The organism is Thalassospira sp. HF15, from assembly GCF_011806525.1.
Classification (GTDB): domain Bacteria; phylum Pseudomonadota; class Alphaproteobacteria; order Rhodospirillales; family Thalassospiraceae; genus Thalassospira.
This window is the reverse complement of sequence record NZ_JAAVKI010000008.1, coordinates 55,052-78,801: the sequence shown is the minus strand read 5'-3', so window position 1 is coordinate 78,801 and position 23,750 is coordinate 55,052. Positions and strand designations below refer to the sequence as shown.

The following is a 23,750-nucleotide window of genomic DNA, read 5'->3' as shown; positions in this document are numbered from 1 at the left end:
CAATTCGGATAGTTTATTCGGTTCAAAACTTGAACCTTAGCCACTCATTTGCGTTGGCAGCCACGTCACAATCCCCGGGAAAACGGTAATCATCAGGGCGGCAAACAACAGCAGGAAGAAGAATGGCAAAGCAGCAACTGCAATCTTGAACAGGTTCTTGCCCGTCAGGCCTTGCAGAACGAATAGGTTAAAGCCAACCGGCGGTGTGATCTGCGACATTTCGACCACCAGCACCACATAGATGCCAAACCACAGAAGGTCGATGCCTGCGGCCTGAACCATCGGCAGGATTACGGACGTAGTCAAAACCACCACCGAAATACCGTCAAGGAAACATCCCAGCACGATAAAGAAGATGGTAAGTGCACCAAGCAGGGCATAGGGCGACAGCTCCATATGGGCAATCCATGCCGCCAGTTCACGCGGCACCCCGGTAAAGCCCATGGCAACCGTCAACACAGCCGCCCCTGCAAGAATAAAGCAGATCATGCAGGACGTGCGGGTGGCCCCCATAATACCGTCAATCAGACTTTCCTTGGAAAGCGATCCACTCAGCGCTGAGAGGATCAGCGCACCGACAACCCCAAAGGCCGCAGCCTCGGTCGGGGTAGCCACCCCGCCATAGATCGAACCGATCACAGCCGCGATCAGAACGATGACCGGGATCAGACGCCCCGATGCGCGGATTTTCTCGGCAAACGGAATGCTGGGCGCGGCGGCTGGCATCTTGTCCTTGTTGATCGTCGCCCAGATGCCAACGAAGCTCATGAACATGACGATCAGCATGGCGCCGGGAATGACGCCGGCAATGAAAAGACGGGCAATGGAAAGCTCTGCCGAAACACCATAAACAATCAGAATGATCGATGGCGGGATCAGAAGACCCAGCGTCCCGGAACCGGCAAGGGTGCCAAGGATCAGACTATCGGCATAGCCCTGTTTGCGAAGTTCGGGGATCGACATACGACCGATGGTCGCCGCCGTCGCAGCCGAGGACCCCGATACGGCCGCAAAGATACCACATCCCAGAATGTTCACATGCAGCAACCGGCCTGGAAGCTTGTTCAGCCACGGGGCAAGTCCGGTGAACATGTCTTCTGAAAGGCGGGATCGGAACAGGATTTCACCCATCCAGATAAACAGCGGCAGCGGTGCCAACGACCAGGTCGCCAGACTTGACCATGCCGTGGTTGCGATGATCGGACCGGTTTGCGCGCTAGTGAAGACATCCATGGCGAAAACGCCGATGGCGAAAAGTGCGAGTGCAACCCATAGACCAGCACCCAGAAACAGGAACAGCAGGCCCATCAGGATAAGACCGATTTGAAGTACTTCCATGACCGCCCCCTACTCGTTCAATTCGTTTGCTTCGCCGCTGACAAAAGCGGGTTCGCGGCCAGCCAGAAGATCAACAAAAGCTTCGAGCAGAGCGATGGTAAAAACAACAAGTCCAAAGGCCATGGCGGTCTGCGGGATCCACAGCGGGAAGGCCAGAACGCCGGGCGACGTATCGCCATAAGAAAAGCTTTCCTCGGCCAAGACGGCCATCCACCATGCGAAGTAACCGGCAAAATAGATCGCAGCCAGCAGGGTGATTGCTTCCATTGTCCGTCGAACACCGCCTTTGAGGTGGGACAGGACGATCATGACCCGAATGTGGGTCCCGGCACGCAGGGCCGGACCAAGGGCAAGGAACGTACCGGCAGCAAGCGAGAAACCGGCCAGTTCGTTGGCGTCATGAACGGCAATCCCGACAAGCCGACCCAGGGACTGGGCCAAAATCAGCAAAGCAATGATTACCAGGAATGCTGCCGCCAAAACGGCACTGAATTTGAATAAATAATCTAGCAGTCTGCGCACAGCAGTCCCCCTTTCCGCCAACGATTATCCCCAAGGCGTATCGTACCAACGGACAGTAACATTAAAATGTGCGGATTGTCCGGGACCGAGCGGAGGACGACAACCGCCCGGCCCCGACAATTGGCAAGAACCAGCTATCAGTTCTTGAACGCGTCGATGATGGCCTGGCCTTCATCGCCGGTTTTTTCCAGCCATGCAGCGACCATCTTGTCGCCAGCTTCTGCCAGACCGTCTTTGAGTTCTGCACTCGGTGCAGCGACGTTCATGCCGTTTTCAGCCAGAACTTTCTTCTTGGCTTCGGCTTCTGCCATGCTCATTTCCCAACCGCGGGTCTCGGCTTTGGCCGCAGCGTCAAGAACAGCTGCCTGAACATCAGCAGACAGGCCGTCAAATGCGCTTTCGCTTACGACGACCATGTTTTTCGGAAGCCATGCCTGAACGTCATAGAAGTTCGAAACAAAGTCCCAAGCCTTGGAGTTCGCACCGGTCGACGGCGAAGTGATCATCGCTTCGACAATGCCGGTTGCAAAGGCGGTCGGGATTTCAGGAACTTCAACCTGCGTCGCAACCATGCCGGTCAGGGACGCCAGTTCGGAAGTGGTGGCGTTGTAAGCACGGAATTTCACACCTTCGAGGTCAGCAACGCTGTTGACTTCGTCTGCGGTGTAAAGGCCCTGTGCCGGCCACGGAACAGCATAGAGAACTTTCAGACCGTCTGCTGCCAATGCAGCCTCGATACCGGAACGCGAAACTTCCCAAAGCTTCTTGGCGTCTTCATAAGACGTCGCAAGGAACGGGATCGCGTCAACGGTGTAGATGGGGTTTTCGTTTGCCAGCAGCGAAACAAGGGTTTCGCCGATCGGAATCAGACCACGCTGAACCGAACGTTTGATGTCGGCATGCTTGAACAGCGAACCACCGGAATGAACGGTGATATTCAGTTCGCCGCCGGATGCTTCGTTCACGTCCTTGGCAAATTCAATGATGTTCTGAGTGTGGAAAGTCGCGTCAGGATACGGCGTTGCCATGTCCCAGGTTTCTTCAGCGGACGCAAATCCGGCTGACATGGTGATCGCTGCAACAGCAACCGTCGAAAGTGCTTTTTTCAACATTTTTCAAGTCTCCCTGTGTGTGATGCAAGCCGATACACGTAATCGCGTACCGAGACTCCAAAGTAGCCTCCCGACACATTGATTACATTTTACCGACAAATTGTCAAATTCATTTCATAGCAGATATGCAGAATGCGGGAAACAAACCGGTAAATGAGTCTGCGGAAGTCCGCACATGAATCTGCGGAACCCCGCACAAATCGGCCCTTAGACTGATATTTTTGTTGTCATTGTTGCCCGCCGAGGCCATTCACATAACGGTCAAAGAAATAATAAATGGGGAAAGGTCCACATGCATAATCTATCGGGGAAGTCTGTCTGGATTACGGGTGCCGGCAGCGGTATCGGCGAAGCGATTGCCAAATCCCTTGCCGCGGCCGGGGCACAAGTTGCCCTCTCGGCGCGGCGCGAAGAGACACTCATGCAAGTCGCAGATGACATTGCGGCAAGCGGTGGGAAAGTCGAAATTCACCCGCTGGACATCAGTGACAGCGACAAGGTTCTTGAAGCAGCGCAAAACATCAAAAGCTCGATGGGGAGAATTGATGTCCTGATCAACTGCGCTGGTGTTAACACACCCAATCGGCACTGGCGGGATCTTGATATTAAAGACTGGCAGCGTATCGTCGCGGTCAATCTGAATGGTGTCGCGAACACCGTTTGCGCAACCTTGCCAACAATGCGCGAGCAACAAGACGGACTGATTATCAATATTGCGTCCTGGGCCGCAAAGCATGAGTTCCCGGTCGCAGGCCCTGCCTATATTGCATCCAAGCGCGGTGTGGTGGACCTGTCGCACAGCATCAATCAGGAAGAACTCGATAACAACATCCGCTGCTGCTGCATTTCCCCGGGCGAAGTTGCCACCCCGATCCTGCAGCAACGTCCCGTCCCGCTGGAACAGGAAGAACTCGACCGCCTTTTAAAGCCAAGCGATCTGGCGGAAATCGTAACTTATGTGGTTTCGGCACCAGCGCGGGTTTGCTTCAACGAGATCGTGATGTCGCCAACCCATAACCGCACTCTTTTGCCTATCAAGCCCTAGGCACCGATTTTGGATATCGGGGATATCAGACAACGTCGCAGCGCGGTTTACATCGCGCTTGCTGCACGTGATGCCTGATCATAGACGCCGGAAATCGCACGGAGCGTCTTGGCAACATCCCCGACTTCCTCGCTATTCACACCAAGCCGCTGGAAAGTTTCAACAAGACAGTCTTCGCGGACCTGACGGTATTTCTCGCACATTTCACGTCCGTCTGCTGTTGTTGCGTAATGCACTTCCTTGCCCCGCTTGACACCCTCAACCAGGCCAAGTTTGCGAAGCTTCTTAAGGGAATAGTTCACAAGGTGGCTATCCTCGACATTAAGGACAAAGCAAACCTCAGACAGGCTTTTTTCCCGTTCGCGGGAATTGACGTTGTGCAAAACCAGAATATCGAGAACAGACACATCGGGCATGCCTGCCGCACGCATGCAACGCACCATCCAGCGGTTAAATGCGTTGCCAGACAGGATCAAAGCAAATTCAAGCTCCGACAACTCGGCGGCGCGTTCCGACACAAGATGAGATGAAGAGACGATACGTGTTTTATCAGCCATCCGACGTTCCCTGTAATGCAGCTTTTACGGTCACAAATGCAGTTTTCGACCGCCTTCATTGGAAGTTTGTCGGAATTTTATCGTGATAAAGGCGACAGAGTAAAGCCCCTGCCGCCTTATACTTATCGGCAATTCGTCATTAAAGTGTACGCATCCGTTCAAGGAAACCATCAATCTGGGATCGTAAGTCACCGCTCTGCTGACCAAGGTTATTGGCCGATGAATTGACATTGCCGGCCGCTTCATTGGTCTCATTCACGGCAACAGACACGCCTTGCATGGCCGACGAGATTTCCTCGGTCCCTGCGGCTGCCTGTTCAACGTTTTGCGATATCTCGCTTGTTGCAACGGTTTGTTCCTCCACCGCGGCGGCAACGGCGGCTGCCCGTTCACTGATGTCTGAGATCATTTTGACAATCTCGTCAATCGCATCAACAGCAACGCTTGTCGCTTGCTGGATATCGTTGATCTGGGATGTGATTTCCTCGGTCGCCTTGCCGGTCTGATTGGCAAGGTTTTTCACCTCGCTTGCGACAACTGCAAACCCCTTGCCCGCATCCCCTGCACGCGCTGCCTCAATCGTCGCATTAAGCGCAAGAAGGTTGGTTTGTTCGGCAATATCGCTGATCAAGCTGATGACTTCGCCGATCTTGATCGCGGAATCATTGAGCCCCTGAATATTGTCGTTGGTATTGCGCGCACGCTCAGTCGCAGATTGCGCCATACTTGACGTTTCGGTGACTTGACCTGAGATCTCGCTGATAGAGGCCGAAAGTTCGGTCGCCGCGGTGGCAACAAGTTGCACGTTCGAAGAAGCCTCTTCTGCGCCGGATGAGACAGCCATTGATTGATTGGTCGCTGTTTCAACACTGTTGCGCAATACACCTGACACCTGATGGAGCTGCTCGACCGCGGCCCCGACATCGGTCATGACGGCCACGACGGCCTGATCGAACTCCTGGATGTAACGTTCCTGTTTGTCCATCCGCTTGCGGCGTTTTTCGTCTTCCGCCTTTTGGGCGGCTTCAAGTTTAACGCGCTCGATACCGTTTTCGCGGAAAACCAGAACAGCGCGGCCCATCTCGCCAATTTCATCGGCCCGGTTCACTTCGTTGATATCCACATCAAAGTCGTTTTCGGCCAATCGGGTCATTTTTCCGGTCAGGCCGGTAATCGCCCTGACAATGGCTCTCGCCAACAGGAACGTCAGGCCCATCAATGCCAGAACACCAACTAAATACATGATGACCGTGACCATCAAGCTGGTTTCGGCAATCTTTTCAGCCCGGTCCTTTTCAGTCTGTGCAATTTGGCCAATCGACTGACTGATCTCATCAAGGATCGGTTCAGCCTGGGCATAATAGTCAGATAAAAAACCCAGTTCGGACTCTCGCTGAAGGATTTTCTCAGACAGAGCTTTGAAGTCAGCGACATACGACTTCATTAAATTGGTGATTTTTTCCTGCTCGGCGGCAGGAATGCTTGATGCGGCCAATGCTGGCCCAAACTCGGCAAGGCGGTCATCAATCCGACCGACATACTTTGGATCAAGGCGGGCCAAAAAGTCTTTCTCGTGGCGGCGCATCATCAACATGATGACAGTCAGGTTGTCCGCTTTATATTTCTTGAGCGCTTCTTCGACATTGTGCACCGACTTGCGCAACCGACCGAGAAGACCTTCTTCCTCGTTGAGTCCGATTTCTCGCTGCAAACCGACAACCACGGCAAACTTCGCATCGTAGTTGGCAAAGGCTGTCGCGATTTCCTGAAGCTGCGCGTCAAACGCTTCCAGTTCAGGGGCTTGCTCAAGCTGCTCAAGCCCCGCATTGACGTCCTCCACGACACTGTCATGTTGAGAAACATATTTCTCATCCATGCGCAGAAGGAAATCCTTTTCGCGTCGACGTGCATTCAGGAATTCACGAGAAACAGCGTCAGCGATCAGCTTGTTCCCCAATGCACTCTCGGCGACTTCTTCGGCTGACTGCCTTTGTTGCTCAGCAATGAACTGCACTGTACCAACGACGATAAAAATCAAAAGCGCCATGCCGCCGATCAGCGATATTTGATAGAGAAGCTTCATCCGGGAAAGAAAATTCATCTTGGCCCCCAAGCATTTTGCCGCGCCTGTGCCACAGCTGCTTGCCCAATGGCATCAGCGCAGGTTTACATTCAACAACGAAATGAAGACACCTATCGCGCCCGCCAGTCCAAACCGGGACATCTTGCCCCGTGTGTCGGGAAACCATCTCGGCCTCTTGGCCGTGGCAAGACATTCATGATGCTTGCCGGGTGCCTGTTTCTTACTCAACTGAGTCACATTTGGTTTCAGGCACAATAAAACAAGGGGAAAGATCACTCTTTCCCCTTATTCTAATTTCAATATGGAATGATGTCTTTTGCTGGCGGCCTATGAGATTGAGCGCATTCTCTCAAGGAAACTGTCGATACGCTCGCTCAGACTATCACTTTGACGACCCAAGTTATCGGCTGATCCACGAACATCGTCAGCAGCCTCGGTGGTCTCGGCAACAGCAGTTGAAACGCCCTGCATGGCATTTGAAATTTCGGTGGTTGCCGATGCAGCCTGCTCGACATTCTGGGAGATTTCGCTGGTCGCAACGGTCTGTTGCTCGACCGCGGCGGCCACGGCCGATGCTCGTTCACTGATCTCCTTGATCATGTGAACAATGCTATCAATCGCGTCGACTGCCGATTGCGTGGCCTGCTGGATATCATTGATCTGGCTTGAAATGTCTTCTGTCGCCTTGCCCGTCTGGTTGGCAAGGTTCTTGACCTCGCTGGCAACCACGGCAAAGCCCTTGCCGGCATCGCCCGCACGCGCCGCTTCGATCGTGGCATTGAGTGCCAGAAGGTTTGTTTGTTCGGCAATATCGCTGATCAGATTGATGACTTCACCAATGCGCACCGCCGCCGCGTTCAGGCCCTGAATGTCATCATTGGTGGTTTGAGCACGGTCACTGGCCGTCGCTGCCATTTTTGACGTGTCACTGATCTGTCCAGCGATCTCATGAATGGAGGCCGACAGTTCAGTTGCCGCCGTTGCGACAAGCTGAACATTCGAAGATGCTTCTTCACTACCGGCAGAGACGGTCGTCGATTGTTCGTTGGCAGTGACCGCACTATTGCGCAGCACCTCGGATACAGAATGAAGCTGCTGCACTGCTGTGCCAACCTCGCTCATCATCGCGACAACGTCATCGTCGAACTCCCGAATATGACGCTCTTGCAACTCCAGGCGCTGACGCTGCTGTTCATCAAGTTCACGCTGCTGCGCTTCAAGCTTCTGACGCTCCAGACCATTTTCGCGGAACACCACAACCGAACGACCCATTTCGCCAATTTCATCTTTTCTGTCTGCTTCATCAAGTTTGACATCAAAATCGTTCTTGGCCAAACGGGCCATCTTGCCCGTAAGGCCGGTGATTGCCCGAACAATGGCGCGCGCCAGAATGACCGACAGAAGGATCATGATGATTGCGCCGGCGATGAAAATGCCAAAGGTGACCTGGACACCGGTATGGGCGATTTCCTCGGCACGCAGTTGCATGTTTTCCGCAACCGTTCCGATTTCTTCGCTCAGAGTTGCAAGAATGGGTTCGACCGCCGAATAGTACTCACTCAGGCGAGCAAGTGACTCTTCGCGTTCAAGTGCTGCGGCGGCCAGTGTCTTGAAATCCGCCACATAAGAGTCCATCAGCTTGCCAAGCTGCTCTTTCTTTTCGTCCTGAATACTGCCTGCTGCTGCAAGTGACGCAGCAAACTGCTTCGCTGTTTTCTCAACACTCTCGACATAGGCGGGATCAAGGCGGGCAAGGAAATCTTTTTCGTCCCGGCGCATTTGCAGCACGGCGATCGACAAATCCTTGGTTGCAGACAAGCCCAGCATCGCTTCAAGCTTTGCAACTTCGCCAAGGGCAGATTCAACCTCGGAGGCCGCATTGCGCATCTCGCCGAGCAGGCCGGAATTCTCATCAAGGCCAACTTTGCGCTGTAACGCCACCACGTTCGCAAATTCAGCCACATAGTTATCGACCGCAGCTTGCGCCTGCGCAATCTGATCGAGCAAATCGCCAAGCTCTTCGCGCTCGGACAGTTGGTCCAGCCCGGCATGGATCATGGCCGCAGATTCAGCATGCGCGGCGACGTATTCCTCGCTGCGGCGAATGACAAAGTCTTTCTCGTGACGGCGGGCATTAAGAAAAGCCCGCGATACGGCACTTACGGTAACGGAATCCTCACTGGCGGACTTGGCAATCAGCTGTGCCGATTGACGCTGTTGATCCGCGACAAACTGTGTGATCCCGACAATGGCGAAAATCACCAAAGCAACAATGCTCAGCAACGAAATCTGGTAAACCAGCTTCATACGCGACAAAAAAGACATGTTTCCACCCCACTCTTCAGGTTCTTGGGATTATTTTTGTTATTTCAACACCATAAAACATTCTACTATCAGTAGATATATAAAGACTAAAGTATAGACTAATTGCTAATCTACTCTACCTTTGGACATTGATCACGAAAAATAGTCCATTCCTTTTCGCGGGCTGCGCATTATGTTTGTATCTTCCGCCTGAACGGCACCTATGCTTTCAGCTAAATGCCGCACCGGAAGACAACAAACAGGATGAAATTCACCTATGAGCATTTGGGGTAAGATTATCGGCGGAACTGCGGGTTTTGCCTTGGGCGGACCGTTGGGCGCAATCCTTGGTGCAGCAGCCGGCCATGTTGTTGACAAGTTCAAAAACAGTGCACGCGGACCGCAGGCTGGCGGACATGATCCCCGCCAGATTGCCTTTGCAACCGGTGTAATTGTGCTGGCTGCCAAGATGGCCAAGGCGGACGGTCATGTCAGCCGCGATGAAATCGATACCTTCAAACGCGTGTTTCATATTCCGCCGGGCGAAGAAAAGAATGTCGGGCGCATCTTTGATATGGCGCGGAAGTCTTCTGACGGGTTCGAGATCTATGCCCGCCAGATGGCCACCATGTTTCGCGGCGAACGTGCGATCCTCGAAGGCGTGCTTGAGGCACTCTATCAAATCGCCATGGCTGACGGGAAACTTCACCCGGCAGAACAGGACTACCTGAAAAAGGTCGCGCACATCTTTGGCTTTGCTGATGTCGACTTTGATCGTGTCCATCATGCCTTTACCGCTTCAAACGGCCCGGATCCCTATGAACAGCTCGGCCTGACCCGTGATGCCAGTGATGATGACCTGAAATCGGCCCATCGCAAACTGTCGCGCGAAAACCACCCAGACACCCTGATGGCCAAGGGCATGCCGCCCGAATTCATCGAACAGGCCAATGACAAGATGGCGCGGATCAATGCCGCCTGGGATCAGATCCGCAAGGAACGCGGCATCAAATAACCTCCCCAGCTATGATCAGGCGATCTGACATACAGCCCATCAACAGATGATTTCCCTTGCAACAGCGCCTGATTTGCTGTTTGCAGGGGGCCGGTCATTTCGACCGTATTTACATTCTCAAGCTTATCGGTTTTCTCATGGCGCCACCGCTGATCAATATAAATGACATTCACCTGACATTTGGCGGGAACGATCTGTTTTCCGATGTGTCCTTTGCCATTGGTGATCGTGATCGTCTGTGTCTTGTCGGGCGCAATGGTGGCGGGAAATCGACTTTGCTTAAAATCATCGCCGGTGAAATCGAACCGGATGGCGGCGAACGGTTTGTTCAGCCGGGTTGCAAGGTTGCCTACCTTAATCAGGAACCCAAATTCGACGGCTATGACACCGTCGAGGATTTCGTTCTTTCCGCCCTTGATGACCATGAACAGGACTATGCCTATCGCGTTGACATGTTGTTGGCATCGGTCGATATTGATCCGAAATCCGACCCAAAACAGCTTTCGGGTGGCGAAGGCCGCAGGGCCGCAATTGCGCGTGCGCTGATTGCCGACCCGCAGGTCTTGTTGCTTGATGAGCCGACCAACCACCTTGATCTACCGACGATTGAATGGCTTGAAGGCGAAATCAAGAATTTCCGTGGTGCCGTTGTCGTCATCTCGCACGACCGTGCTTTCCTGAATGCCGTATCGAATGGCGTCCTGTGGCTTGATCGCGGGATCATGCATCAGGGTGCGATCAACTTTTCCCAGTTCGAAGAATGGTCCGAGGAAATCTATCGTAAGGAAGCCGAGGAACGCGCCAAGCTTGATAAGCTGATCGCACAGGAAACCGTCTGGTCGGTTCAGGGTATTTCCGCACGCCGCAAACGCAACCAGGGCCGTTTGCGCCGGCTTTATGACATGCGTGCACAGCGTTCCCAACAGGTTGACCGTATTGGCAATGTGTCGCTTGCGGCTGACGCCGGTGAAACATCCGGCAAGGTGGTGATCGAGGCCACCGACATTGCCAAATCGTTTGGCGATCGTCCGATCATCTCGGACTTTTCCACCCGCATCATGCGTGGTGACAAGGTCGGCATTATCGGCCCGAACGGGGCGGGCAAAACAACCCTTCTGAGAATGCTGACCGGTCAGATCGAACCCGATAGCGGAACGATCAAGATCGGCACCAATCTGAACCCCAGTTATTTCGATCAGAAACGCGCAGCCCTTGATGACGACAAAACCCTTTGGGACACGCTGTGTGACGTCGGTGGCGATCAGGTGATGGTGCGCGGCAATCCCCGCCATGTCGTCAGCTACTTGCGTGATTTCCTGTTTGACGAAAAACAGGCGCGAAGCCCTGTTGGCGCACTTTCGGGCGGTGAACGCAATCGTTTGTTGTTGGCCAAACAATTGGCAAAGCCGACCAACCTTTTGATCATGGATGAGCCGACCAACGATCTGGATATGGATACGCTAGATCTGCTGCAGGAAATGCTGAGCGACTACGAAGGCACGCTGCTTCTGGTCAGCCACGATCGTGATTTCCTGGATCGCGTTGTCACATCCTCAATCGTGATGGAAGGCGATGGCACGGCCATCGAATATGCTGGCGGTTATTCCGACTACATCGCCCAGCGCAAACTGTCGCACGCCGAGGCGGCCAAGGAAGAAAAGGCTGCTGCCAAACAGGTCAAGAAAACCGCACAAGCAAGCGCACCTAAGTCCAAACCATCCGGCAAGCTGAGCTACAAGGATCAGCGCGAATATGACAATCTGCCGGGTGCCATGGCCAAGCTTGAAGGCGAAATCGCAACTCTTGAAGAAGCGCTATCGGATAGCAGCCTGTTCACCAAGGACCCGGACGGTTTCCAGAAAAAGGTCGACCGTCTGGATGCGGCACGTGCAGAACTTGAATCCTCCGAGGAACGCTGGCTTGAACTTGAAATGCTACGCGAGGAACTTGCTTTGCAGTGTTAACCTCTTGTGATAGTACGTGTTGACTAACCAAAAGAAACTATGGATAATACACTTAATTAGTTAGGAGGGTATGTCGTGCTTAAAATGATTGAAAAATACCCAGGAAACTCGTTGCTAAGTGCCGTTATGGTAATCAGCACTTTGGCGAGTTCTATACTATTGCTTACGCAGTAGACTATTAGATTTATGTATCAGAGGAAGTTGTCTGATACATAACAGCGACAATCATGCCCAAATATATATAGCCGAACAAGGCTTCAGCAGCAGCCAAAATGCGAAGGTGGCTAACGGGCTGAAAATCTCCATATCCAAGTGTCGTAAATGTCACTATTGAGAAATATACTGCATCCAAATACCCACTATCATTTCCCTGTAGTACAATAATTTCTCCGCCCGAAAACAATCCGCTAACATAGTGCACATTAGCGAACGACAACAACGAAACAAGCCCGCATAGCACAATGGCAGGTATCGCGACGACATTATTTACTGCGTGATGAGAGTAAGCGTTGAACGATACAAACACTGGCATGCAAATACTACAAACCAGCAAAACAAGCCAAAAGCCCAAATCTGAATAAGTCTCAATATTTAGCGTTACTAAAAACGTAATGCTGATCATAAAAAGAGGCAACACAGCAAAGCTTATTACATAGATATGAGCAAGAAAGAGAATCCGTAATTTAAGCCAAGCCCCACTCATTACGCACACCTAGATCACAGACAAAACACATAGACCTAAATCAACTATTACACGAAAAATATCACATGCCAATAAAAGCCTTGCTTATGGCCTTTTCCGTCGCTGTAATCTGGGGCGTGAACATGCTGACCGTTAAAGGCGCGGTTGGTGAAATCCCGCCTTTTATCCTGACTGCAATGCGTTTTGCGGCTGTCGCGATCCTGCTGATCCCATTCACACAGGTTCCGCGTGGCCGTTTCGGCAAGCTTGCCCTGATCTCTGTAACTTTTGGTGGTCTGCATTTCGGGGTTCTGTTTTACGCCCTTTCGATGATTGATGCCGGGCCGGTTGCCATCATCATTCTTCTTGGCGTGCCATTTTCATCAATGCTTGCGACCTATTTCTTCAATGACCGGCTGGGCTGGAAACGGCTATCGGGCATGGCACTGGCCTTTATCGGTGTGACGATCATGTTCTGGGACCCGACCATGACCGAGTTGCAAATACCACTGTTGCTCGTGGTATTTGCATCTTTCATGTGGGCGGTTGCCAATGTCATGATCAAAAAACTTGGCGATATTGACACCTTCCAGCTTAATGGCTGGATGGCGTTGATGGCCGCACCACAGCTATTCATCCTTTCACTGATCTTTGAACCACATGCCTTTCAAGCGGTTGCCAACGCAAGCTGGGTAGCGTGGGCCAACCTAGCTTTTACCGTGGTGATGTCTTCCATCGTTGCCTATGGCTTCTGGTATCATTTGCTGAAAACGCAGGATGTGAACGCCGTTGTCCCTTGGATGCTGCTGGCGCCGGTGATCAGCGTCATCGGATCTTTCCTTGTATTTGACGAGCCGTTCTCGTTGCTTAAAATCATCGGCGGCGCTGTCGTTCTGTGCGGTGTCGCAGTGATTATGCTCCGCAAGCCGGTTCAACGAAAAGTACAGGGGATGGATTGATCCGCATGGGTGAAAAGGCCACCAAAGCGCTATCAGCGGAAAACATCATTTCGCATCCTTCCCCCAATTTCGGCGACCGTCCGGATGGTTGCCCGATTGATATTCTGGTACTGCACTATACCGGCATGCAATCGGGTGACGCAGCCCTTGAACGCCTGTGTGATCGGGAAAGTTCTGTTTCCAGCCATTACCTGATCGAGGAAGATGGCCGCATCTTTCAGCTTGTCGACGAAGAAAAACGCGCATGGCATGCCGGGGTTGGCCACTGGCAAGAATGCGACGATGTGAATTCCCATTCCATCGGGATTGAAATCGTCAATCCGGGGCATGAATTTGGCTACAGCTCCTTCCCCGAAATTCAGATCACATCCGTCATCGCACTTTGCACGCAAATCCTTGCCCATCATCACATCCCGGCCAGCCGCATCATCGCACATTCTGATATGGCCCCCGACCGCAAGGAAGACCCGGGCGAATTGTTCCCGTGGCGACACCTCGCCGAAAACGGCATTGGGTTATGGCCCGGATACCAAGGCGTTCCTGAAATCATGTCTGACGTGGCAGGAAACCCTGGCAGCCCGGATGAGTTTCATCGCCTGCTTGAGACAATCGGCTATGGCCCGGCGGACAGCGACGAAGACCAAACCAAACGCACCATCGCCTTCCAGCGTCATTGGCGCCAGACCAACATTTCAGGCGAGGTGGATGAAGAATGCTTTGCCATTGCCAAGGTTCTGGCAAGCGTGATTACGCGTTAGGCAGCTTTGCCTTCACCGCTTTTTCTTGACGCCACCGCTGATGTAACCTAAATCCCCGTTCACCAGATGGCCGGATGGCTGCCCTGATTGTTCGCAATCGGGGAGGAAAGTCCGGGCTCCACGGAAACACGGTGCCAGATAACGTCTGGCGGGGGCGACCCTAGGGAAAGTGCCACAGAGAGGATACCGCCGGATCGCGCAAGCCATCCGGTAAGGGTGAAAGGGTGCGGTAAGAGCGCACCGGTCCTTCAGCAATGCGGGACGCATGGTAAACCCCACCGGGAGCAAAACCTAATAGGAATGGTCGGCCGGATGCTTCGGCATTGTCGGCAGGTGGGTTTTCGCACCACCATTCGGGTTGGTTGCAGGAGGCGTTCGGCGACGGACGTCCCAGATGAATAGTCATCCAGTGCGGTTCGCCGCATGGACAGAACCCGGCTTACAGGCCATCTGGTCTTACTTTTTTGAAGACACACAAAAGCGTTCAGTCATACGCGCCCGATCAGCCACGCTCCGCGATGGAATTGGCAAAATACCTGTCTGCTTCTTCCTGGGTGCTTTCGGGGATATCTGATGATGTCTGATCCTTGATCATCTTGCCCAGTGTTGGCAGCGTTTTGCGCTCGATCCGGGTTTCAGGCTCCCACAGCTTGGAACGCATCAACGCCTTTGCACAATGCAGGAAGGCTTCTTCTACCTTGATCTTGATCGCGGTGACCGGCGCCTTGGGTGTATCGGCAAACAGTCCCATCAGTTCCGGGTCAGTGCTAATTTCCGCAATACCATTGATGCGCAGCGTTTCGTTCACACCCGGTACGAAAAACAGCATTCCGACTTTCGGGTTATCGACAATGTTTGACAAGGTATCGACACGATTGTTCCCCGGTCGATCCGGCATCACGATGGTTCTGTCATCCAGCACTTTGATAAATCCCGGCCCATCTCCACGCGGGCTGACATCTGCATCCCCGTTAGGCCCCGCCGAGGAAATCACCGCAAAAGGTGCGAGTTCGATGAAACGCTTGCAGTGCGCATCAAGACTTCGCAGGCACTTGGCAACGGCGATGTCCATCGGTGCACCATAGATCGCACGAAGCTTTTCCTGAGTATCAATTTTGGGCATTTTGGGCACCTTTTGCGGGAGTCAGACGACGAAAGTGCGTCAGCTGCAAACGAACGTCAATTGCTGATCAGCCAGCTATAATCTCATCGACATTTTTGACAGCCGCGAACTCGCCATTCAGGCTGGCAAGCGCCACATCATGGACCAGATCAGCCGGGAAAACCCGCCCATCCGGAAGGCTGCGATCAAATGTCGCACAGGCATCAGCGGCAATGGTCGCGTCAAATCCAAGATTCCCGGCCATGCGCGTGGTCGTATTCACGCAATGGTCGGTCGTAATCCCGCAAAGCACCAACTTCGAAATCCCCCGCGCGCGCAGATCGGCCTCAAGCTTCGTCCCGATCAGGGCGGAATTGACATTCTTGCCATAAACAGGCTCACCATCGATGGGCTCAAACCTCGGCTTGAACGCATTGCCCGGATGATCTGGATGGAGGCGCGATTGCGGTTCGGTTGAATCGTGCTTTGCATGAAAAACCGGCCACCCTTTATCGCGCCAGTGCGCCAGCAGTTTCTGCCCATTGGCTTCAGCGTCGGGATTGTTTCGATTTCCCCAATATCTGGCGTCATCAAATCCTTGCTGCCAATCAATCAGGATCAGGGCGGTCTGGCTCATTGAGGGGCTCCAAATTCGGAAAAAAACGCACGGATCAAACTAACAGCAGACAGTCAGCTTAAAAGGACAAAATCCCAACGATTATCGACAAGTAGCCTATAGCCAGCCCTTGCGTTTGAAATAAAGCAGCGGCAGAACAGCAGACAGCACCATCAGTCCAATTGCCACCGGATATCCGAACTCCCATCCCAGTTCCGGCATGAATTCGAAGTTCATGCCATAGATGCTGGCGATCAGTGTCGGCGGCAGGAAGGCGGCGGCGGCGACCGAGAAAATCTTGATGATGTTGTTCTGCTCAAGATTGATCATGCCCAGGGTCGCATCGAGCAGGAAGGTAACCTTGTTGGCGATGAAATTGGCGTGTTCGGTGATCGAGACAATGTCGCGCGACAGGATTTTAAGCCGCGCCTTGGCATCCTTTTTAAGACGCGCCTGTGTCGTCAGGAACAGTCCCAGCCGATGCAGGTTCAGAAGACTGTCCTTGGCCTTGCCCGAGAGGTTGCCGGTACGCCCGATTTGACGCAGGGTTTCACGATGATCGCGGTCAGAGCCCTGATCGTCCGGACTGATGAAGACCTGATTGGACAGATTTTCAAGATCGGTCGCGGTTTGCTCCATCAGATCGGCCAAACGATCAACAATCTGTTCAAGCAGACCAAACAAAACAGCCTCGGCACTGTTGGCAAGCGAAGGGCTCCGTTTCACACGCCGGATAAAGGTTTTGAACGGTACCGGTTCGGCATATCGCACCGTAATCAGGGTCTTCTTGACCAAAATGAACGTGACTGCGGTCGTTTGCGGTGCGTCGGTGGTTGCCCTGGTCAAGACCGAGATCGTCATGAACAGTGCACCGTCCTCTTCATACAGGCGAGATGACAGCTCGATTTCCTGCATTTCTTCGCGGGTGGGCATTTCAATGCCAAAGCGTTGTTCGATCTCGTGAATTTCTTCGGGTGTCGGAGAATGCAAATCCACCCAGACCGGAGGCCGTTCTGTCGTTACCGACGCTGGTTTTGCGTCGACATGGTCCACGGAGGTCGAAGCTCCAGCAGCACTGCCACCAGCAGCGTCATCAGATATCGCCGGAGCAGCTGCAGTGCCGTCGTCACCGCTTGTGCGCATCGGGGCATAGAATTCGTTGGTATCCATGAGCCTCTCCGTCTCTTCCGGCTTGCCGATGGTTACGGATGCCAGTTTATCTGTTGCTTGTCATGTGATGAATGCGTTTCGGATCAAAGCGCCCCTAAAACGGTAGCACCGTCTGGAAGGCAAACGGATCGATATCAGGATCAGACCCACGTTTTTCATCATATGTCGTGTGGGCTTTTGCCATGAACTCTTCCTTGGTGATCATCTTGTCACCATCGCCATCGTAATCGGGAAACAACAGAACAAGTCGACGGCTTTCTGTACGCAATCTTTGGCGATTGGCATCCGGTGAACCGGGCAGTTTTTCAACAGCGGCGAATTCACGGGCGACCAGTACATTATCCCCATTGATATCGCGCCTGCGGAACATCCAGCTTGCATACGCAGCAGCCTCGTCAGCACTAATCCGGCCATCCTGGTCAATATCAACTGGATGATACTGTTCACGATAGACCTTGACCTGTTCGGGTACGCCCAACGGTGCAACACCCGTTCCACCATTTTGCTGGGCAAGGGCCTTTGCAATCGCCTCGCTGAGACCGGGAATATCTGCGCCCCCATCGCCAGTCATTCCGGGCACACCTGTGGCCGAAGTCGCCCCATCAAGGCCGTTCAGACCGGAAAGTCCGCCAAGACCAAACTGCGACATCAGTTCCGGATTGTTTTGCAACTGCTGCATGATCAAGGGCAGCAATTCACGCATTTGCGGCGATGAAACTTCCGGCGAGTTTGATCCGCCACCCGCCGGATCCAACGATAATCCTTGCGCCATCGCCACCCCGCCCGCGACCGGCTTAAATCCGGGGACCAAGGCAGCACACGAAAATGCGCAACCCATTAATAGAATGGCAGCTTTTATCCGCAACAATCGCTTCCTTCGTTTCACTGACGCTGCCCCGCGCCAGAAGAGGCTGCCCCGCTCGGGGCTGTTTTCATTCATGATGGTCGAACAAAACCATCAAAGTTCTTTCTGACATTTTGCAGGAGTTTGCCCGCGCATCAAACCCGATTGGCCATCAAATCGCAAATTGTCTTCGACAAGCCCATGCAAATCCAAATCATCAACATGTCCATCAAAACCCAAATTCCGGTTTTTAGATGGTCTTCCCATGGGTCCCCATGGAACTGATTTGGGATTTTATGGGCAGAAGATGGAATGCTGCCGGTTTTCCGGCATTTTTGGCTGAATTCAGCCTTTTTGCATATAGCGCAGAAACCCTTGAGAAGCGCTGAAACATCATAATTTTGCCCATCAAATCCCATTGACCCCCATCATTTCCCATGGTACCCCATAAAGAGGCACAAATTCCGTGCCATGCGGGGCATATCCATTTCAGACACCACACCGTCGCAAGACAGCCCGACAGGGGCCCGTGTTCTGAAATCGGATTTTTGATCAGGGGAATGGCGACGTGCTGTTCACAGGGACGCACATTCACAAGCTGGACCGGAAGGGACGCGTATCCGTCCCCAAGCGGTTCCGTGCGGCCCTCGACAACGAAGAATTCGCTGGCATCTACCTGTATCAATCCCACAAGGAAAGCGCGCTTGAAGGCTGCAGCCACAGCCATATGGAGCGCATTGCCGCTTCGCTTGATGAACTCGACATGTTTTCTGACGAGGCTGACGATCTGGCAGACACCATCCTTGGTTCCTCGCATATGCTTCCTTACGACGGCGAAGGCCGCATCATTCTGCCCGCAGAACTGATCGAATTTGCCCGTATCGAAGATCAGGTCGCCTTTGTCGGCCGTGGTCGCACCTTCCGCCTGTGGAACCCTGACATCTTCAAGCCCCTGCAAGAAGCCAGCCGGACCCGCACGCTCAATCGTGGTGCGACATTGAAGCTCAAACCGATGGCAGAACTCCCCAAAGGTGCACGTCCCGGCACCTCTGACGAGGAGGACGCATCATGAGCACGAATGACCTGAGCTTTGCCACCGAAGATCGCCCGCACAAGCCGGTCCTGCTTCGCGAGGTCCTAGAAGCCCTGGCACCCGCCGACGGCGAGATCATGGTGGACGGTACCTTTGGCGCAGGCGGTTACTCCCGCGCCATTCTTGATTCTGCCAATTGCGAACTCTACGGCATTGATCGCGATCCGACTGCGGTTGAAACCGGCAAAAAACTTGAAGCAGAATATGAAGGCCGCTTCCATATGGTTGAGGGCTGCTTTGGTGATATGGGACGTCTGATCCCAGCGGCCGGAGCCGAGCAGGTCGACGGCATCGTTCTTGATATCGGCGTTTCATCCATGCAGCTTGATCAGGCTGAACGCGGCTTTTCATTCCGCGAAGACGGTCCGCTTGATATGCGCATGTCGATGTCGGGCCCGACAGCGGCCGATTTCGTCAACACAGCCGAAGAAGAAGACATCGCCAATGTCATCTATCGCTATGGCGAGGAACGCGCATCGCGCAAGGTCGCACACAAGATCATTGAAATGCGCGCCGAGGAACCCTTTGCAACGACATCGCAACTTGCCCGTGCGGTGCGTTCGGTCGTGCGCAAATCCAAGGATGGCATTGATCCGGCGACCCGGACGTTTCAGGCGCTTCGCATTTACGTCAATGACGAACTTGGTGAACTTGAACGCGCCATGGATGCCGCTGAAACGCTTCTGAAACCGGGCGGGCGTCTGGTGGTGGTGACCTTCCACTCGCTCGAAGACCGGCAGGTCAAAACATTCATGAAGGCGCGCTCTGGCGATCCGAACAAGATGTCACGCCGCCTGCCGGGTGAACCGGAAGTCACCATTCCGACCTTTACGACCATCACCCGCAAAGCCGTTACGGGTCAGAAAGACGAGATCCGCGCCAATCCGCGTGCGCGTTCGGCCAAGCTGCGTGCCGTTGCGCGCAACGAACAGCCCGCATCACCGCAGGGAGGTCGCAAATGACCCGTGCGGTAACCATCATTGGCCTCGTTCTGACCATTCTGATCGGCACTGGCACCTACTGGGTCAGCCACGAGGTGGAACGCCTTGAAAAGCGTTATGCCGAAATCCAATCCGACATTCTGGCCGAGCAGGAAAGTATCCACGTCCTGCAGGCAGAATGGAGCTATCTGAACAATCCGGAACGTATTGAACGCCTGTCCCGGCAGTATCTGAGCCTTGACCAGATTGACGTGCTGCAGATGGCAAGCATCGACGATCTGCCCGAAGACGCCGATCTGCATCAGTATCGCATCGACAAGTTCGGCGAGGCGGTTGCCTTCATGCCGCCACCCCGCGCCCGTCCGGGTGACCTGATGTATGACGAGGCGGCTGACTCCATGATCATTGATGCCCCGTCCGTCGCAACAGGAACGGGGGGCGCACAATGAGCCTGACCCGTTTTTCATATTGGCTGCGTGGCGACCGCCCGGAACTGGGCCCGGATCAGCGCGAACGTCTTGCCCTTGAAACCGCGCGCAACCGTATCTTTATCACCGGCACGATGTTCATCATCGGTTTTTGCTGGATCACTTATGGCCTGGTTGACGCATCAGTCCTGCGTCAAGGCAATGAACCGGCTGTGGCATCGGGTACTGACACACGCGAACTCAAGACAGAGCGCGCCGATATCGTTGACCGCAACGGTATGTTGCTGGCGACCGATCTCCCGACCAATTCGCTTTATGCCGATGCCCGTGTCGTCAAGGATCCGGTTGAGTCGGCTGACCTTCTGTTGACCGTGCTGCCCGATCTGGACCGCGATAGCCTGATCCGCCACCTGAGCTCGCGCAAGGCATTCGTCTGGCTGCGGCGCAACCTGACACCCGAACAGCAATATGAAGTCAATTCGCTGGGTATTCCAGGTTTGAACTTCCAGCGTGAAGAACGCCGCGTTTATCCACACGGTCGCCTGCTGTCCCACGCACTGGGCTTTACCGACATCGACAATAACGGCATTGCCGGTGCGGAGCGCGAGTTTGACAACGAACTGCGCATCAATAACGGCCCGCTGGAACTTTCGCTTGATACCCGGGTGCAATACGCACTTGAGGAAGAAGTCGAAACCGCGATGGAAACCTATAGCGCGGTTGGGGCTGCAGGCCTTGTGATGGATGTCTATACCGGCGAAGTCATCGCCATGACGTCACTTCCGAACTTTGATCCGCACCGTCCGGGTCAGGCACCAGCCGATGCACGCTTTAACCGTTCCACGCTTGGCGTTTATGAAATGGGCTCGGTGTTCAAGCTGTTTAACACAGCCATTGCCCTTGAAACCGGTACATCCACGCTGAATTCGGTCTATGACGCGACGGAACCGCTGGCAATTGGCGGTTTCAGAATTCGCGACTATCACGCTGAAAACCGTTGGCTGACTCTGCCCGAAATTCTTGTTCATAGCTCGAATATCGGATCAGCCCGCATGGCGATGGCCTTTGGCGGCGAGAACCAGCGCAAGTATCTTAAAAAGCTAGGCATGCTCGACAAACCGCAGATCGAGCTTCCTGAAGTCGGCGGGCCGCTTGTGCCCAATCCGTGGCGCGAAATCAACACCATGACGATTTCGTTCGGCCATGGTCTGGCTGTCACCCCGCTTCAGGTTGTCAGTGGCATTTCCACCATCGTCAATGGTGGCATTCGCCGCCCGGCGACCATCCTTAAACAGGATGGTGCACCGGCAGGCGAACGTGTGTTTTCCCAGAAAACGTCGGATCTGATGCGTCGCCTTATGCGACTGGTCGTAACCGATGGTTCTGGCAAGAAGGCCGAAGTGGCGGGGTACTTCCTTGGCGGGAAGACCGGCACTTCGGAAAAACTCGTGAACGGGCGCTACGTCAAGAACGCCCGCATGTCGACCTTTGTCGCCGCCTTCCCGATGCAGGACCCGAAATATGTGGTTCTGGTGACGTTGGACGAGCCCAAAGGCACTAAAGAAACTTTTGGATTTGCCACAGCAGGTTGGGTGTCCGCCCCTGCCGTTGGCAAGGTTGTGACACGTATTGCTCCCCTTTTGGGCATTGAACCGGCGAATGCGAAGGCGCCGGCGATTGAGCAAGCGCTGCAGATCGAACTTCGCAAGGGGGAGCGCAAACTTGCGTCTTTCTGAGCTCATGGCAGGTGATCAGGCGGCATTGAAACATGCCGAAGGACAGGACCCGGATATCACGGGCCTGACAGCAGACTCACGTACTGTGAAGGATGGCTATATGTTTGCCGCCCTGTCCGGTGCGCGTGATGACGGATCCAAGTATATCGCCGATGCGATCAAGCTTGGTGCCGCAGCCATCCTTGCAAAGGACGGAACGCCAAGACCGGCAGCCCCAACGGTTCCGCTGATCCCGGTGGAAAACCCGCGCAAACGTTATGCCCAGTTGGCAGCCCGCTTTTATGGTCAGCAACCGGCAAACATTGCAGCGATTACCGGTACCAACGGCAAGACATCAACCGCGATCTTTACCGAACAGCTCTGGACGATCCTTGGCAATATGTCCGGATCGATCGGAACACTTGGTATTCGCGCGGCTGGCGCAAAAATCCCCGGTTCGCTGACGACACCGGATCCGGTCGCACTTCACCAAAGCCTTGATGAAATGTCTGGCATCGGGGTCACCCATGTCGCGATGGAAGCAAGTTCTCACGGGCTTGACCAATATCGTCTTGATGGCGTGAAGGTCACGGTTGCTGCCTTCACCAACCTGTCGCGCGATCACCTGGATTATCACGGCACGTTCGAAAAGTATTTCGCCGCCAAAGCCCGCCTGTTTTCCGACCTTCTGGTTGCAGACGGCACGGCCGTGCTGAATGCCGATATCGAACAGTTCAACCTCCTTAAAGAAGTCTGCGCCAAGCGCGGTGTGAATGTTCTGTCCTACGGACTGAATGCCGATGACATCAAACTGATCAAGGCAACACCGGACAGCACCGGCACCAAAATCCGCCTTGCGGCGAACAAGGGCGAATACAACATTCACCTGCCGCTGATGGGAAGCTTCCAGGTAATGAATGCGCTGGCCGCGCTTTCCATTGTTGTCGCATCCGGTGCCGATCTTGATCAGGCGGTTCTTGCGCTTGAAAAACTTGAAGGCGTGCGTGGACGTCTGGAACTGGTCGGCAAAACAAGCTTTGGCGCGCCGGTATTCGTTGATTACGCCCATACACCAGATGCGCTTGAAACCGTAATCAAGGCCGTCCGACCGCATTGCAAAGGCCGCCTGGTTTGTGTATTCGGGGCCGGTGGAGACCGTGACGTCGGGAAACGCCCGTTGATGGGACAGGTTGCCCAGGACTTTGCCGATATTGCCATCATCACCGATGACAATCCGCGCAGCGAAGATCCGGCCACCATTCGTGCTGCTATCAAGGAAAAGTGCGAAGGTGCCGTCGAAATTGGTGACCGCGCTGAAGCCATCAAACGCGGCATTGGCATCCTTCAGCGCAACGACGTCCTTATTATTGCCGGAAAAGGCCATGAAAGAGGCCAAATTGTCGGTGATACGGTTCTTCCATTCGATGATGCATCTGTTGCCCGCAACATCCTTGCAGGTGGCAACTGACCTTAATTCCCGTTACGGCGCTTTGGTCGTAATG

Annotated in this window: 22 protein-coding genes and 1 other RNA gene; 11 read left to right on the top strand and 12 right to left on the bottom strand. The window is 53.9% G+C overall.

Translation table 11 applies throughout. The features are described from left to right. Positions 1 to 36 precede the first annotated feature (36 nt). The 3 genes from HED22_RS17225 to HED22_RS17215 all read right to left on the bottom strand — a co-directional run bounded on the left by HED22_RS17225 (position 37) and on the right by HED22_RS17215 (position 2,972). Positions 37 to 1,338, bottom strand: coding sequence for a TRAP transporter large permease (locus HED22_RS17225; protein WP_167724558.1), 1,302 nt, complete (start codon positions 1,336 to 1,338; stop codon positions 37 to 39). Positions 1,339 to 1,347: 9 nt separating this feature from the next. After that, entirely contained in the window at positions 1,348 to 1,860 is a 513-nt protein-coding gene (locus HED22_RS17220; protein WP_167724556.1) for a TRAP transporter small permease, read from the bottom strand. A 137-nt stretch (positions 1,861 to 1,997) separates the two neighbouring features. After that, positions 1,998 to 2,972: a TRAP transporter substrate-binding protein gene (locus HED22_RS17215; protein WP_167724554.1), complete on the bottom strand. Its 975-nt coding sequence runs from the start codon at positions 2,970 to 2,972 to the stop codon at positions 1,998 to 2,000. A gap of 292 nt (positions 2,973 to 3,264) precedes the next feature. Here HED22_RS17215 and HED22_RS17210 point away from each other — a divergent pair, with 292 nt between their 5' ends. Continuing rightward, a complete protein-coding gene (locus HED22_RS17210; protein WP_167724552.1) occupies positions 3,265 to 4,017 on the top strand; it encodes an SDR family oxidoreductase in 753 nt (250 codons plus the stop codon). Positions 4,018 to 4,064: 47 nt separating this feature from the next. Here HED22_RS17210 and HED22_RS17205 read toward each other — a convergent pair whose 3' ends face one another. The 3 genes from HED22_RS17205 to HED22_RS17195 form a co-directional block, all read right to left on the bottom strand. Beyond that, a complete protein-coding gene (locus tag HED22_RS17205; RefSeq protein WP_167724551.1) occupies positions 4,065 to 4,574 on the bottom strand; it encodes a winged helix DNA-binding protein in 510 nt (169 codons plus the stop codon). Positions 4,575 to 4,713: 139 nt separating this feature from the next. Continuing rightward, positions 4,714 to 6,675 carry a methyl-accepting chemotaxis protein gene (locus HED22_RS17200; protein ID WP_167724549.1) on the bottom strand — a complete coding sequence of 654 codons (1,962 nt, stop codon included), beginning with the start codon at positions 6,673 to 6,675 and terminating at the stop codon, positions 4,714 to 4,716. A 309-nt stretch (positions 6,676 to 6,984) separates the two neighbouring features. After that, positions 6,985 to 8,982, bottom strand: coding sequence for a methyl-accepting chemotaxis protein (locus tag HED22_RS17195; RefSeq protein ID WP_167724547.1), 1,998 nt, complete (start codon positions 8,980 to 8,982; stop codon positions 6,985 to 6,987). Between the two features lie 256 nt (positions 8,983 to 9,238). Here HED22_RS17195 and HED22_RS17190 point away from each other — a divergent pair, with 256 nt between their 5' ends. After that, complete coding sequence (locus HED22_RS17190; protein WP_167724545.1) at positions 9,239 to 9,976, top strand: TerB family tellurite resistance protein; 738 nt, start codon at positions 9,239 to 9,241, stop codon at positions 9,974 to 9,976. 137 nt (positions 9,977 to 10,113) lie between these two features. Further along, positions 10,114 to 11,940 carry an ATP-binding cassette domain-containing protein gene (locus HED22_RS17185; RefSeq protein ID WP_167724543.1) on the top strand — a complete coding sequence of 609 codons (1,827 nt, stop codon included), beginning with the start codon at positions 10,114 to 10,116 and terminating at the stop codon, positions 11,938 to 11,940. A 184-nt stretch (positions 11,941 to 12,124) separates the two neighbouring features. Here the strand turns inward: HED22_RS17185 and HED22_RS17180 are convergent, their stop codons facing one another. Next, positions 12,125 to 12,643, bottom strand: coding sequence for a potassium channel family protein (locus HED22_RS17180; protein WP_167724540.1), 519 nt, complete (start codon positions 12,641 to 12,643; stop codon positions 12,125 to 12,127). A gap of 65 nt (positions 12,644 to 12,708) precedes the next feature. Here HED22_RS17180 and HED22_RS17175 point away from each other — a divergent pair, with 65 nt between their 5' ends. From HED22_RS17175 to rnpB, 3 genes are all read left to right on the top strand, one after another. Then, positions 12,709 to 13,581, top strand: a complete 873-nt coding sequence (locus HED22_RS17175) for a DMT family transporter (protein ID WP_167724538.1) — start codon at positions 12,709 to 12,711, stop codon at positions 13,579 to 13,581. 5 nt (positions 13,582 to 13,586) lie between these two features. Then, positions 13,587 to 14,339, top strand: coding sequence for an N-acetylmuramoyl-L-alanine amidase (locus HED22_RS17170; RefSeq protein WP_167724536.1), 753 nt, complete (start codon positions 13,587 to 13,589; stop codon positions 14,337 to 14,339). Positions 14,340 to 14,401: 62 nt separating this feature from the next. Next, an RNA gene (rnpB, locus tag HED22_RS17165) (RNase P RNA component class A) lies at positions 14,402 to 14,797 on the top strand. 44 nt (positions 14,798 to 14,841) lie between these two features. On the opposite strand, the gene HED22_RS17160 is transcribed toward rnpB, so the two are convergent. From HED22_RS17160 to HED22_RS17140, 5 genes are all read right to left on the bottom strand, one after another. After that, entirely contained in the window at positions 14,842 to 15,462 is a 621-nt protein-coding gene (locus HED22_RS17160) for a pyridoxamine 5'-phosphate oxidase family protein (protein WP_167724534.1), read from the bottom strand. A 67-nt stretch (positions 15,463 to 15,529) separates the two neighbouring features. Further along, the gene (locus HED22_RS17155; RefSeq protein WP_167724532.1) at positions 15,530 to 16,078 is read right to left on the bottom strand and encodes a cysteine hydrolase family protein; all 549 of its coding nucleotides are present in this window, start codon (positions 16,076 to 16,078) and stop codon (positions 15,530 to 15,532) included. 96 nt (positions 16,079 to 16,174) lie between these two features. Further along, entirely contained in the window at positions 16,175 to 17,227 is a 1,053-nt protein-coding gene (corA, locus tag HED22_RS17150; protein ID WP_167724530.1) for a magnesium/cobalt transporter CorA, read from the bottom strand. Positions 17,228 to 17,321: 94 nt separating this feature from the next. Further along, positions 17,322 to 17,999, bottom strand: a complete 678-nt coding sequence (locus HED22_RS17145; protein WP_254870223.1) for an EF-hand domain-containing protein — start codon at positions 17,997 to 17,999, stop codon at positions 17,322 to 17,324. Positions 18,000 to 18,226: 227 nt separating this feature from the next. Beyond that, positions 18,227 to 18,490, bottom strand: coding sequence for a hypothetical protein (locus HED22_RS17140; protein ID WP_167724528.1), 264 nt, complete (start codon positions 18,488 to 18,490; stop codon positions 18,227 to 18,229). 149 nt (positions 18,491 to 18,639) lie between these two features. On the opposite strand from HED22_RS17140, the gene HED22_RS17135 reads away from it, so the two are divergent. Genes HED22_RS17135 through HED22_RS17115 form a run of 5 tightly spaced genes read left to right on the top strand, consistent with a single transcriptional unit; the run spans position 18,640 to position 23,716 of the window. Continuing rightward, positions 18,640 to 19,143, top strand: coding sequence for a division/cell wall cluster transcriptional repressor MraZ (locus tag HED22_RS17135; RefSeq protein WP_167724526.1), 504 nt, complete (start codon positions 18,640 to 18,642; stop codon positions 19,141 to 19,143). Next, complete coding sequence (gene rsmH / locus HED22_RS17130; protein WP_167724524.1) at positions 19,140 to 20,126, top strand: 16S rRNA (cytosine(1402)-N(4))-methyltransferase RsmH; 987 nt, start codon at positions 19,140 to 19,142, stop codon at positions 20,124 to 20,126. Before HED22_RS17135 ends, rsmH begins: the two co-directional genes overlap by 4 nt. Further along, the gene (locus HED22_RS17125; protein ID WP_167724522.1) at positions 20,123 to 20,554 is read left to right on the top strand and encodes a hypothetical protein; all 432 of its coding nucleotides are present in this window, start codon (positions 20,123 to 20,125) and stop codon (positions 20,552 to 20,554) included. The genes rsmH and HED22_RS17125 overlap by 4 nt, the downstream gene beginning before the upstream one ends. Then, the gene (locus tag HED22_RS17120; protein WP_167724520.1) at positions 20,551 to 22,269 is read left to right on the top strand and encodes a penicillin-binding protein 2; all 1,719 of its coding nucleotides are present in this window, start codon (positions 20,551 to 20,553) and stop codon (positions 22,267 to 22,269) included. The genes HED22_RS17125 and HED22_RS17120 overlap by 4 nt, the downstream gene beginning before the upstream one ends. Beyond that, a complete protein-coding gene (locus tag HED22_RS17115; RefSeq protein ID WP_167724518.1) occupies positions 22,256 to 23,716 on the top strand; it encodes a UDP-N-acetylmuramoyl-L-alanyl-D-glutamate--2,6-diaminopimelate ligase in 1,461 nt (486 codons plus the stop codon). The genes HED22_RS17120 and HED22_RS17115 overlap by 14 nt, the downstream gene beginning before the upstream one ends. Positions 23,717 to 23,750 lie beyond the last annotated feature (34 nt).

What these genes read in the sequence shown, in the direction of transcription:
- HED22_RS17120 (WP_167724520.1), top strand. Translation starts at nt 20,551, where the DNA reads ATGAGCCTGACCCGTTTTTCATATTGGCTGCGTGGCGACCGCCCGGAA.
- HED22_RS17140 (WP_167724528.1), bottom strand. Translation starts at nt 18,490, where the DNA reads ATGGGATTTGATGGGCAAAATTATGATGTTTCAGCGCTTCTCAAGGGT.
- HED22_RS17205 (WP_167724551.1), bottom strand. Translation starts at nt 4,574, where the DNA reads ATGGCTGATAAAACACGTATCGTCTCTTCATCTCATCTTGTGTCGGAA.
- HED22_RS17170 (WP_167724536.1), top strand. Translation starts at nt 13,587, where the DNA reads ATGGGTGAAAAGGCCACCAAAGCGCTATCAGCGGAAAACATCATTTCG.
- HED22_RS17155 (WP_167724532.1), bottom strand. Translation starts at nt 16,078, where the DNA reads ATGAGCCAGACCGCCCTGATCCTGATTGATTGGCAGCAAGGATTTGAT.
- HED22_RS17200 (WP_167724549.1), bottom strand. Translation starts at nt 6,675, where the DNA reads ATGAATTTTCTTTCCCGGATGAAGCTTCTCTATCAAATATCGCTGATC.
- HED22_RS17215 (WP_167724554.1), bottom strand. Translation starts at nt 2,972, where the DNA reads ATGTTGAAAAAAGCACTTTCGACGGTTGCTGTTGCAGCGATCACCATG.
- corA (WP_167724530.1), bottom strand. Translation starts at nt 17,227, where the DNA reads ATGGATACCAACGAATTCTATGCCCCGATGCGCACAAGCGGTGACGAC.
- HED22_RS17195 (WP_167724547.1), bottom strand. Translation starts at nt 8,982, where the DNA reads ATGTCTTTTTTGTCGCGTATGAAGCTGGTTTACCAGATTTCGTTGCTG.
- HED22_RS17145 (WP_254870223.1), bottom strand. Translation starts at nt 17,999, where the DNA reads ATGGCGCAAGGATTATCGTTGGATCCGGCGGGTGGCGGATCAAACTCG.
- HED22_RS17190 (WP_167724545.1), top strand. Translation starts at nt 9,239, where the DNA reads ATGAGCATTTGGGGTAAGATTATCGGCGGAACTGCGGGTTTTGCCTTG.
- HED22_RS17175 (WP_167724538.1), top strand. Translation starts at nt 12,709, where the DNA reads ATGCCAATAAAAGCCTTGCTTATGGCCTTTTCCGTCGCTGTAATCTGG.
- HED22_RS17125 (WP_167724522.1), top strand. Translation starts at nt 20,123, where the DNA reads ATGACCCGTGCGGTAACCATCATTGGCCTCGTTCTGACCATTCTGATC.
- HED22_RS17225 (WP_167724558.1), bottom strand. Translation starts at nt 1,338, where the DNA reads ATGGAAGTACTTCAAATCGGTCTTATCCTGATGGGCCTGCTGTTCCTG.
- HED22_RS17180 (WP_167724540.1), bottom strand. Translation starts at nt 12,643, where the DNA reads ATGAGTGGGGCTTGGCTTAAATTACGGATTCTCTTTCTTGCTCATATC.
- rsmH (WP_167724524.1), top strand. Translation starts at nt 19,140, where the DNA reads ATGAGCACGAATGACCTGAGCTTTGCCACCGAAGATCGCCCGCACAAG.
- HED22_RS17160 (WP_167724534.1), bottom strand. Translation starts at nt 15,462, where the DNA reads ATGCCCAAAATTGATACTCAGGAAAAGCTTCGTGCGATCTATGGTGCA.
- HED22_RS17185 (WP_167724543.1), top strand. Translation starts at nt 10,114, where the DNA reads ATGGCGCCACCGCTGATCAATATAAATGACATTCACCTGACATTTGGC.
- HED22_RS17210 (WP_167724552.1), top strand. Translation starts at nt 3,265, where the DNA reads ATGCATAATCTATCGGGGAAGTCTGTCTGGATTACGGGTGCCGGCAGC.